This is a genomic window from Bacillus sp. FJAT-27231 (genome assembly GCF_001183975.1).
Lineage (GTDB): Bacteria > Bacillota > Bacilli > Bacillales > Domibacillaceae > Pseudobacillus > Pseudobacillus wudalianchiensis.
In genome coordinates this window covers 1,457,863-1,469,066 of the sequence record NZ_LFZU01000001.1, presented here as the reverse complement: position 1 = coordinate 1,469,066, position 11,204 = coordinate 1,457,863, and the positions used below count along the sequence as shown (strand labels likewise).

7 protein-coding genes and 1 pseudogene are annotated in these 11,204 nt (G+C 38.6%); 2 read left to right on the top strand and 6 right to left on the bottom strand.

Annotation, left to right across the window (positions count from 1 at the left end; translation table 11 throughout):
• Nucleotides 1–674 precede the first annotated feature (674 nt).
• Together AC623_RS22245 and AC623_RS22240 are read right to left on the bottom strand one after the other, a co-directional pair.
• Entirely contained in the window at nt 675–1,610 is a 936-nt protein-coding gene (locus tag AC623_RS22245; RefSeq protein ID WP_442853561.1) for a methyl-accepting chemotaxis protein, read from the bottom strand.
• A 9-nt stretch (nt 1,611–1,619) separates the two neighbouring features.
• Nucleotides 1,620–2,594 (bottom strand): annotated as a pseudogene (locus tag AC623_RS22240) (HAMP domain-containing protein); the annotation flags it as partial.
• 365 nt (nt 2,595–2,959) lie between these two features.
• Between AC623_RS22240 and AC623_RS06935 the strand changes: the two are divergent.
• Both AC623_RS06935 and AC623_RS06930 read left to right on the top strand, forming a co-directional pair.
• On the top strand, nt 2,960–4,135 hold the full coding sequence (locus tag AC623_RS06935; protein WP_049661753.1) for a YhgE/Pip domain-containing protein: 1,176 nt from the start codon (nt 2,960–2,962) through the stop codon (nt 4,133–4,135).
• A gap of 44 nt (nt 4,136–4,179) precedes the next feature.
• Nucleotides 4,180–4,719, top strand: coding sequence for a PadR family transcriptional regulator (locus tag AC623_RS06930; protein ID WP_049661750.1), 540 nt, complete (start codon nt 4,180–4,182; stop codon nt 4,717–4,719).
• 452 nt (nt 4,720–5,171) lie between these two features.
• On the opposite strand, the gene AC623_RS06925 is transcribed toward AC623_RS06930, so the two are convergent.
• From AC623_RS06925 to ltrA, 4 genes are all read right to left on the bottom strand, one after another.
• Nucleotides 5,172–5,678, bottom strand: a complete 507-nt coding sequence (locus AC623_RS06925) for a DinB/UmuC family translesion DNA polymerase (RefSeq protein ID WP_082174521.1) — start codon at nt 5,676–5,678, stop codon at nt 5,172–5,174.
• Nucleotides 5,679–5,832: 154 nt separating this feature from the next.
• Nucleotides 5,833–7,644 carry a reverse transcriptase domain-containing protein gene (locus AC623_RS06920; protein ID WP_049661748.1) on the bottom strand — a complete coding sequence of 604 codons (1,812 nt, stop codon included), beginning with the start codon at nt 7,642–7,644 and terminating at the stop codon, nt 5,833–5,835.
• Between the two features lie 549 nt (nt 7,645–8,193).
• Entirely contained in the window at nt 8,194–8,850 is a 657-nt protein-coding gene (locus AC623_RS06915) for a Y-family DNA polymerase (protein ID WP_082174344.1), read from the bottom strand.
• Between the two features lie 103 nt (nt 8,851–8,953).
• Nucleotides 8,954–10,777 (bottom strand): group II intron reverse transcriptase/maturase, encoded by a 1,824-nt coding sequence (gene ltrA, locus AC623_RS06910; protein WP_197090947.1) that lies wholly within the window; start codon nt 10,775–10,777, stop codon nt 8,954–8,956.
• Between the last annotated feature and the right edge of the window lie 427 nt (nt 10,778–11,204).

Below are 11,204 nucleotides of genomic sequence, written 5' to 3'. Positions count from 1 at the left end.
CGTCCTGAGCCAGGATCAAACTCTCCAAAAAGATGTTTGACTTGCTCATAATTAAAAATAAGAATTAACTTACTGGCATGTATTTTGTTCAGTTTTCAAAGATCAATTCGTTGTCGTTATCAGCGACAGCTATATTATAATAACAATTATCAAAACTAAAGTCAACTACTTTTTTGTTTTTTCAAATTGCTAGAACGACTGTTTTTAACAGCCGACAATCAATATAACATGGAGCTGAAAATAAAGTCAATCACATTTTCACTGTTTTTATTTCCCAATAACGATTATACATGTGATTTTGTATGATGTCTCTATGAAGCCTACCTACCTTTTTATCTCCTTTAATTCTTTGAGTTAAAAGATCTAAACGACCAATTGATTGAATCCTCAACTGTCAGTACATAAGTAGACATTCCTTATAAGTTTTCTGCCATTCTTCTACTTAATGATCACCTTCTAATTTTAATGGATGATCTGTTTCTATCACTTTCTCTTTCGACCCTGTTAGTTGAATAGTACTGGCGATCGCTAATGGAATACAGGCATTACAAAGCCCTCTCACTTCATTCTATGAGAGGGCTTTTTTGCATTATCTATTTTTCATTACTTATTCTGCTTTCTGACCGGATAGGCAACCCCTTAGTGCCTTATAGCAAAACTGTCTGGCCTATTAGTTATATCTTAAATCGGCTAATGGCTTGTTGAAGCTGATAGCTAAGATTTGTCAGATGTTCAGCTGATTCTGCAACCGTTTGAATAGTACGCAGCTGTTCAGTGGTAGAAGCACTGACTTCTTCACATGCCGCTGCAGTTTCTTCAGAAGTAGCGGCCATCGTTTGAGTCGTTTTGGCTACCTCTTCTTTATGACTCTCTACTCTTTGAACTTCTGTATAAACTGAATCAATGGCTTGCTGCATATCGTCCATTAGTAATGACAATTTTTCAAATGTAGTATCGGTGTCATGAACAACGGTTTCTTGATGCTGGAAGGTTTCACTTGTTTCTATCATTTGTTTGGTTACTCTTTGAGAACCTTCCTGCAGTTCTCCAACCGTTTCTTTCACTTCTTCTGTAGCCCGAGCTGATTGTTCTGCCAGTTTCCGTACCTCTTCTGCCACTACAGCAAATCCTTTGCCATGCTCACCTGCTCGTGCCGCCTCAATGCTGGCATTCAACGCCAATAGGTTGGTTTGGGCAGACACCTCTGTAATGGTTTCCATGACTTGCCCAATGGCTTTAATCTTAGTATCCAATTGACCAATAACTTCAGCCATCGACTGTAAATTCGTTTTCCAATCATCAAATGATCCCCTTAACTTCTGCATTTGTTGACGTCCATTCTGGTTCATCCCATTTGCTTGATCGGCAATATTTGTCATAGCAGCTGATTTTTCACTAATCATGTTAATTTGGCTGCCAAGACGCTCTGAATTCACACTTACTTCTTCCGCATCTTCAGCTGACTTCGCGGCTCCTATGGCAATCTCATTAATTGCCGAAGCGGTTTGCTCACTTGCTGCATTCGTTTCTTCAGAAGCAGCGCTCAGGCTTTCAGCAGACTGAAGCACATTTGACACAGAGGAATGAACAACAGAAATCAGATTCCCCATATTGTCTACCATCTTGTTGAAATAGCTGGATAGCTGGCCAATTTCATCTGCCGATACTACTTTTGATCGCACAGTCAAATCGCCCTCTGCCACCTTTTCCATAGCTTTTTTCAAGCTTTGAATAGGATTAATAATCCGATTTAACATAAGATATAAAGTAATAAAAGCTAGTACAATTGTAAAAAGTGCAATCCATATTAATAATCGTTGCAATTCCCCTGCAACGCTGCCTAATGCCTTTTCTGAATAAATCGCCCCTATTTTCCACCCTAAATCAGGCAGAGTATGATAAATATTCACCTGATTTCCTCCATTAAACTCGTAACGAACTACACCCTCTTTTTTCCCCGCTTTATACATCTCTTTAATAAAAGGGTACTTCATTACATTCTTTCCCTGCTCACTAGGATGGACCATTGCGACTCCATCCGAATCAATAATGAAAGGATAGCCATGATAACCTAGTTTACTTTGAGAAATTTTCTCGGAGATAGAGGAAAGCTTAATATCAACCCCAAGGACACCAACGGTCTTTCCGTCTTTCACAACCGCCTTTGAAGCAGAAATCACCTGCTCTCCAGAGATTACGTCCACGAAGGGCTTTGACCAATGTACCTTATCGGTGTCCTCTACCGCCGCTTTGTACCAAACCCTTGTAGTCGGATCAAATCCATCTTCAAACTCAGCAGATGGCACCATTTTCATTTGCTTCGTTGGAAAAGCTAAATAAATAAAAGAAGACTCTTTAAAGTGTTCCGTAAAAGAACCGAATTCCTCGTCTATCGCTTTTAAAGTAAGTTGAGCTCGTTTCGGATCTTTTTCAGAATAATAGTTGGTGTAGTCTCTTACAGCTTTTGAATCTGCCAATTCATATAAACTTCTCTCGTACTGTTGAAGAAAATATTCAATGCTGTTGCCCATTTCATCAGTAAGCGCTTTGCTCTGACCAATCACACTCTCTTCGGTTTTTTTTGTAATTTGCATGCCGACAATGATCAACATAGCAGCAATTGCCACAATAAAAATGATCATAACCGTACTGATGACCTTCGTTTTAACCGACCTAAACAATGCAAGCACCTGCTCTTTCTAATGTATTCACCTCTTTATTTCGACATTATTCTGCTTTTATTTAATATTTTGTATTAAAGAAATTCTTATATTCTTTCTCTTCATCTATTTCGACACCAGAATAGATGTAATTCTGAAACCAACAGACTCTCCTTCTCTCATACAAAATGATTGACTTCCTAAAAAGAAAGAATTAAACTAAATCATACTCAAATTAAAGTACTTTCATTAAACTAATTAACTTAAAGTACAATCTGATATAAGGAAGGAACACACATATGAAATTTACTCAATTCTTAAAATCAAAAGGCTCGATTGGTGCCATTTTCATGGGAGTTTTCTATGCGATTGCCATGCTGGGCATCTTCTTGCCTGGCTATGCAGCCATACCAGGAAACGTTGATAAATTACCGATTGCCATCGTCAATAATGATGCCGGTGCATACGGGGCAAAGATCGCCGACCAATTACGAGAAAATTTACCTTTCAAGAAAATCGAGACTGATTTAACGAATAATCAAGCGTTAAAAGACTTGAAAAAAAATGATTTAGCATTAGTCGTGCATATCCCTAAAACATTCTCTACTGATATGCAAAATGGCAAAACGTCATCGAGCATTGATTTCACCATTAATGAAGCGGGAGCGACTGTCGTTTCATCGACTATGAAGTCAGTCGTTACGGAAATCAACAATCAGTTAAGTCAGCAATTCTCACAACAAACAGCCCAAGGTGTATTAATGAATTTTAATGTACCAGAGAAGCAAGCCGCTAAATTAGCAGAAAAAATCGAAACAGCTTATGTAGGAAATGTGGTGACAATCAATGAAGTACCAGGCGGCATGAATAATAATATGCTGCCAATGTTTTTAACAATGGCTGGTTATGTTGGCGCGATGATCGGGGCTATGCAATTAGTAGGTGCATTTAAGTCAAGCCGTGGAAAAGCAAGTAAGACACGATTATTCTTTTATGTTCAATTAACAGCTCTATTGATTGCCGTTGTATCGTCACTGCTTGCTGCGGGAGTAGCCTATTTAGTTAACAAACCGAGCGGTGACCTTTTCTTTGGCTTATTAGGACAGCAAATCTTAAACTATATGGTATGTTTCAACTTCACGGCTACTTTAATCTTCCTAGTCGGCGAAGGAGGGATGATATTAAACTTGCCAATTTTATTGATGCAAACATTATCCAATGGCGCTACACTTACACGTGATATGATGTATTTACCATATGAATGGATGAGCCACATTTCACCAATGTACTATTCGGTTCAAGCGTACTTTGCTAACCTATATAGCAGCATTAGTCCAAGTCCCTATATTTGGTCAATGGCTGCGGTTGGGGCAATTGCTCTACTACTCAACATTCTCATCGTAGCGATCGTTCACAAACCACTACCAGCAGAAAAAGCTGACAGTATAGACAAAGCGGCTAAAATAACAGTATAGCTTTACTAAAAGCAGGAACCATTACTCTTAAAGGAGGCTAAAGAATGAGTATCCAAATTTTTATATTAAGCAGACTAATGAAGGAAAACACCTATCCTTACAAGTTGAAAAAACAACTTTCAGAACCTATTCCATTAGACCAATTAAGCGGATTAACAGAGAGCAAACTATACTATCACTTTGATTCCCTAGCAAAACAAGGTTTAATTGAGCCAGTAGAAATCATCAAAGAAGAACACCGACCTGATAAACAAGTATTTCAGATTACAGCTAAAGGCCGTGAAGAACTCCCTAAAAAAATCTACAAATTGTTTGAAAGTGCCGAGACGATCAGTGATATGGTAATAGGCTTAGCCAATCTTAAATATGTCGATCGTGAAAAAATAGTAAACATACTAGAAAAAAAATTAAAGGATTTTACGGCTCGCTGGGAACGGATGATGAATTTTGAAAAACCCATTCAGCAAAATAAAAGGAATGAAAACCTTAATAAATTTCTTGGCGGGTATTTTTCCTCTAAAGCGGATCACACTATTTATTGGCTCGAAGAAACCATTAAACAAATCCGAGAAGGTAATATCTAAAAAAGAAGGTTTAGGCCTGCTTAATATGTAGATAACCCCCTTTTTCAAAAAGTTATTTGAAGAAAAAGGGGGAATTTCTTGTTTTATAACACAAGAAAAGGCACTATAGATCGGTAGAGTAACAATCATAAAAAACGGCTGTCAACTTTGTCGACAACCTGAAGCTCGATATATTATTAACAATACATAAAGTGATGATATGAATAAATTATAATTGAGCAAAACAGAGGGAAGGCGTCAGGAAATGGAACGCTAAAAAGAAAAGGCGATGATCACAATAGCCGTCACCAATATGATCACCACACTTCTTCCATTTCCTAAAAGCGCTCCTAAGCTAAAGGAAATGGAGAGCAAAAACAAAAGCCCTTCTCTCTTCTCTATTAATATAATATTTAAAGAAATGATGCAGAGCAACTTATACATACAAATTAAAAGACGAGAACACAGCTCTGTCAGCCTTTATGTCCGCCCACATGGTTAGCCCGCTTTAAAAACGTGCCTCCTTTCATTAAGCTGCAAGCCCAAAAAATCGCATCTTTTCCGTAGCGAAGCCTGATAGTATCCATTATTTCATCCAGCATCTGATTCCGCTCCAGCTGTTCATTAGAAGTGAACAGGTCCAGTTGTTCATATATGGCTGGCTGTAATTTGCCGCACACGACATAAATCTGCCGAACCGACTGGCCACGCCAGTAACATTTAAAAATCTGAATAAAATAAACCGTCAATTCCTTCGTGCTGTTTGTTCCTCTATGTAATAATCTTTGGTGCTTACATCCCTTTTCTTCTATATCCCTTGAATACGCAAGGCCTAATGCCACTTTACCTGCGGCTACATTATTGGCGCGCAGCCGCATCGCCACTTCATCGACCATTTCCCGGATCACGAGGACAATTTCTTCTTCCATATAGTAATCCCGCTGCAGTATCTGGCTCTTGGAAAAAGACTTTTCTCTCATTTTTACCTTTTCAGATAAAATGCTGTAGTCCACACCCCAGGCATGGTAATAGTAGGATAAGCACCTAGCGCCTTGACATATTACTATGTTAGGTTTCCTTGTGCTCTCCTCCAAACCGTACGTACACCTCTCGGCGTATACGGCTTTCCACTTGTCAATTTAACTTTCCATTGTGGAGTTTTCGATGACAATCAACACATAGGACCATCGTTTTTCTCCTTCTTGAGATCATTTTTTGTTCCCAAACTGCTTTTCCTTCGAGCTCTTTCAGTTTGGTCACATGATGTACTTCTAAGGATTCTGTAACGTCTCCACAATATTCGCATTTGTTGGCGTTTAATCTTCCTACCAAGCTTGTACGTCCATTGTATTTTATGGTTTTCGGATGAGTATCCACTTCTCCAAAGCTAACTTCCTTCACTCTTTTGAAGCCCTCATTGTAAAAATACCGTATCTTCACACCGTTTTTTGTTTCATATTTAATTCCTAATTTTCCATTGAACTTCTGCTTGGCAAGTATTTTTGCTACTGACATTTTATACTTTGCGCCAAAGGTTCTTAGGAAGCTGTACCACATATAATAATAGAAACTGCTTAAGGTATGAGCATTATTCGCGATTTTGTAGTAATTGTACAAGCCACGGATTTCTGCGTTGTAAATACTGATGATCTCAAGGTCATCGTTATTTAATAGGTACGGTCTATGAGTTGCCTTCAGCTTTCCATCCGATGTGATTTTTAAGGCTTTATACTCCTTTAGCTTGTTGATCCACTTTTCGGGTGGCACATAGAGTTTACATTTAAGGTTGTGCGTTTTTCTTAGGTTTCCTCTTACATCCGTCATGGTATGAGAACTTCTTTTAACTTGGATATCGTAACCGAGGAAGCGGGCTTTTCGTGAACTGTTTGTAATCAACGTCTTTTCCGCTGAAAGAGCGAGATTCAGTTTTTCTTTTAAGAAAACCGTCAGGTCTTCTTTGATTTTCAAACAGTCTTCTTTGCTCCCGATTACGCCAATGATAAAGTCATCCGCATACCGTACATACTGCATTCTTTTATAGTTGACGTCCATGGGGTCGGCGAAGTTTACTGCTAAAAGATTTTGTTTCAGCGACTTGTATGTTTTAAGCTCTGCTCTTTTTTGTTCTTCAGTTAAGCCGCACCATATCTCTTTTAGCTTTTTCCTATGCCTGTACACAAGGTACTCCCGGCATTTATACTCTTTATTTACGGCTTTTTGCTTTCCTGTGTTGAACCTTTGTGTATATTCCTTAATGAAATGGTCTAGCTCATTAAGGTAAATGTTAGACAACAGGGGACTGATAATGCCGCCTTGTGGTGTACCACTGTACGTATTATGAAATTTCCAGTCGTCGATGTAACCCGCTCTGAAAAATTTCCAGATAAGACGTATAAGCTTAGCGTCACCGATTTTTCTTTCCAGAATGCCGATCAGTGTATGATGGTCAATATTATCGAAAAAGGATTCAATGTCTCCTTCAATAAACCATCTAACCCCCGTGAACGTCTTGCGGACTTTTTCAAGTGCCGTGTGGCAACTTCGTTTCGGACGGAAACCATGTGAGCTGTGTTGGAAAGTGCCTTCATAAATTGCTTCTAATATCATCCGGACGACTTCCTGCAACAACTTGTCATCGAAAGACGGAATCCCTAAAGGTCTCTTTTTGCCATTTGCTTTAGGAATATAAACTCTTTTGGATGGCTGTGGCTGATATGTTTCATTTTTGAGTGAATCAATTAGCCTATTGATACGTTCGTGGCTAAAACCATCGATCGTCTTGTGATCTGAACCTGCCGTCATGTTACCTGGTTTAGCATAAATTTTCGCATATGCTTTCAAGTAAAATTCCGGATTGTAAAGGTTCCTGTAAAGACGGTCATAAACGTAATTAAAATCCTTAGATTTAGAAGCTAAATTGTTTAACACGATGTCTGGATTTCTCATGAGCCTCTCGCTCCTTCCAATCTTTGTATTAAACAGACAAGCTGCTCCCCTTCGCCATGTAACAGGCTTTCCCTGTCTCGGACTACTACGGGAACTCCGTTACCTTGTCGGATATTCAGGTTCTACAACCATAGCCCTCATGGGCTTTCCGATTTAGGTAATCCCTATTTAGACATATATAGACAAAGCAATTTTGCAGTTTCGGATGTGACGTTCGCCCTTTAACCTTTATTAGGATTGTCCAGTCTTTGGATTGCTTGGAAGAAGCCCAACTTTACTTCTTCTTCCCATAGACTGCATGACGTTAATAGGTATCTTCCGTCATGGTCGGCCTTTTAACGACTCAGACTGTCATTCAAGTAGTTTAACCTTCATCCTTGTCTGCGGATTTCATCTCGCCATTCAGTCGTGGCTGGATACCTAGCCAACTTATGACTTTCTCAACATGCTACACTCCCCGTCCGGTTTCCCTTTCGGATAAGTTGAGTGATGACAGGTCGTTGCAATCTAACCTGTTGCCGTGCTATTGGCAAATTCATGTATATGCCCTTATAGGCGCACGAGTTGCAAGCCCATGATGCCAAAACGGTCTTTCAGTTTATGTTTATCAGCGTGTGCAAGATCGTAAACAGAGTGGATCCCCACATTGTTTAATTTCTTTATGTACCCGTGCGAAATCCCCCACATATCTCCCAAACGGGGAATTTTCCAAATCGTTTCTTCTATGTTTTGATAAGACCAATAAGCGATTCCGCCAGGCGCGTTTTTCGCTTCGTTATCAAGGGCCAGCTTAGCTAAAAGAGGGTTATCGCCAATCCCAACCGTGACCACCAGCTTCAGCTCTTTAAAAATCGTACGCTGGATCTTCTTAGCTATTTCAAATTTGTTCCCGAACAGTCTCCGTGATGCGGTAACATCCAGAAAAACCTCATCAATGCTGTAAATATGCAAATCTTCGACCGGCACAAACCGCTTGAAAATCTCGATAATCATACTATTTACTTTAAGGTAAAGCTTCATCGAAGGCTCTACAATCATCAGCCGCTCATCATCGGGGATCTCGAACATTCTTGATCCTGTTTTAATGCCCAATTCTCTCTTTACACGTGGAGAAGACGCCAACACGACAGACCCGGGGCGCTTTTTATCCGAAACTACAATGATATGCGCATCCAAAGGGTGTATTTTGCGCCGAACCGCTTCCACACTGTAGGGTAAGCACCCAGCGCCTTACTAAATTTCGTTAGCAGGTTTCTGTGGACTCCCCTCCAAACCGTACGTACACTTTTCAATGTATACGGCTTTCCAGCTATTTATTTGGGAAACTTTTTTTCAAAGTGCCATTGTGTATTTCCTTATGGCATTCTTCACAAACTACAAGAGTTTTTCTATTGATAACACTCATGAGCAATACCCAATTCAGTACTCTTTTCCCATGTTTTGAATACTTACGCTTTATATCTTTTAACTTCTTAATATGATGCACTTCTAACCTTTCGGTTTTTGTTCCACATAATTCACAACAATCACTTGCAAGCTTCTGTAATAATTGTCCGCTTTTAAAATGGTTCCCAAAGGTATCGGACATATCGGAGATAGGTCGGTCAACTTTTTTTAATCCACCATTGTAATAGGTGATAGTACGTTTACCTTTGTAAGTATTATACGTGTAACCAATGATTTTCCTTGTTCCGGTTCTATCTTTTCGTTCTATCTCGACACCATATTTATCATGTACCTTTTTTACGCTAATATTTTCCTTGCCAGCTATAGTTTTGGCCAAACTATAGTAGTGATAATATTGAAATCTAGCAAGCTCCCTAGATACATTTGTCGCGAGACAGTAGTATTGATATAGACCTCTAATTTCTGCATTATAGGTTTGTATGATATCAAGGACAGGTAAATTTCTTCTAGCTGGAAATCCTACGGCTTTTTCTCCTTTTTTGAAGGGCTTCAATTTATCTGTAATTACTTGCCATGGAACCAGAAGTTGTATTGACCCGTTTATATGTCTCTTTTTCCGACCTGTAACATCACGTGTTTGCAAGGAATTTTCCTGACTTTTAGTTAGCTCGTATCCAAGGAATTTAACTTTTTCGTTTTTAAGGTTCGTAATAAAAGTTTTTTGTTGGTTTAACTCCAGTTTTAGATTATTTTTTAGGTATTCTTTGAGTTTGAGCTTAATCTCTTCTGATAGTTTCTTGCTTCCTATGATACATACCAAAAAATCATCGGCATATCGAACATACTTTACCCGAATATAGTTAGTATCAAAGCTGTCAGCAGGATTAGTCTGGAGTATCTCTCTATGCAATCTTTTCGCTTCTTTCTTCTTACCTCTTTTGAGGTAATTGTGCCTATTACAAACCATCCTATGATATTCGAGACTTTGTTTTCGTCTTACTCCCTTGTTATATTGTGTGCACAGTTTATTCATATATATATCTAGTTCGTTAAGATAAATATTAGCCAATAATGGGCTAAGTATTCCGCCTTGTGGGGTTCCAGATATTGAATTTCTTTTTTTCTGAAACTCAAAATAACCTGCTTTTAAGAAACGTCGTATTAATTCCAAAAACCTGCCATCCTTGATTCTTTTTGAAAGGATTTTCATGAGTATTTCATGGTCGATGTTATCAAAGCAACCTGTGATGTCACCTTCTATAATCCAGTTTGTACCTTTACATGTTTTTTTAATTTGGTAAAGGGCTGTATGGCAACTATGATTTGGTCGAAAGCCATGAGAATTAGCATCAAAAGTCGGCTCATAAATTTTTTCAAGTATCATGCGCAGTACTTCTTGTACTAATTTATCCATGAAGGCAGGAATACCTAACGGTCTTTTTCCACCATTCTTTTTTGGAATATATACTCTTCTAGCAGGCAACGGATAGTATTTTTCTTCTTTGAGGAAATTTATTGTGTCTTCTATCCATTGCATTTTGAACCCATCTATAGTCTTGTTATCTACCCCAGGTGTCATATTTCCCGGTTTAGATTGAATATTACCATAGGCCCTAACAAAAAGGTCTGCATTAAATAAGTTTCGATATAAGCGTTTGTATTCAAAATTCTTGTTATTAATTGTTTGTTTCTCCAATATCGATAAAATTGTATCGGCGTTCTGCATTTCGCATACCTCCATTCTTTTATCAATCAAATAGCCTGTTATCCTTCACCATGTACAAGGCTTTCCCTTGCTCAGATTACTACGATAACTCCGTTACCATACTGGATATTCAGTGCCATCTTTCTTGGGAGTCCTTCCCTTGAAATTTCTCACCTTACGGCATTGCACATAGCTTATTAAGCATTCCAGCTTAGGCAATCCCCATTTAGTTATATTAGTACTATTATTGTGATTTAGGTTTCCGTTCGTTTCTTTAACGTACCGTCTAGTACTCAGGAAAGTTATAAAGAGTAGAAATGTCTTTGCCTCTAACTTTTCTAATAACTTTCGTATACGCGTCAATTAGCATTTGATCACAGATTTTCTGCAATTCCGTATACCTCACCTTATCAAGCTAAGAAACTGGATTTAAAGCAGTTTAGCCTTG

Bases quoted from the DNA above. Each gene is read 5' to 3' on its own strand.
- AC623_RS22245 (WP_442853561.1), bottom strand. From the start codon at position 1,610: ATGGGGAATCTGATTTCTGTTGTTCATTCCTCTGTGTCAAATGTGCTT.
- AC623_RS06930 (WP_049661750.1), top strand. From the start codon at position 4,180: ATGAGTATCCAAATTTTTATATTAAGCAGACTAATGAAGGAAAACACC.
- AC623_RS06925 (WP_082174521.1), bottom strand. From the start codon at position 5,678: ATGAGAGAAAAGTCTTTTTCCAAGAGCCAGATACTGCAGCGGGATTAC.
- ltrA (WP_197090947.1), bottom strand. From the start codon at position 10,777: ATGCAGAACGCCGATACAATTTTATCGATATTGGAGAAACAAACAATT.
- AC623_RS06935 (WP_049661753.1), top strand. From the start codon at position 2,960: ATGAAATTTACTCAATTCTTAAAATCAAAAGGCTCGATTGGTGCCATT.
- AC623_RS06920 (WP_049661748.1), bottom strand. From the start codon at position 7,644: ATGAGAAATCCAGACATCGTGTTAAACAATTTAGCTTCTAAATCTAAG.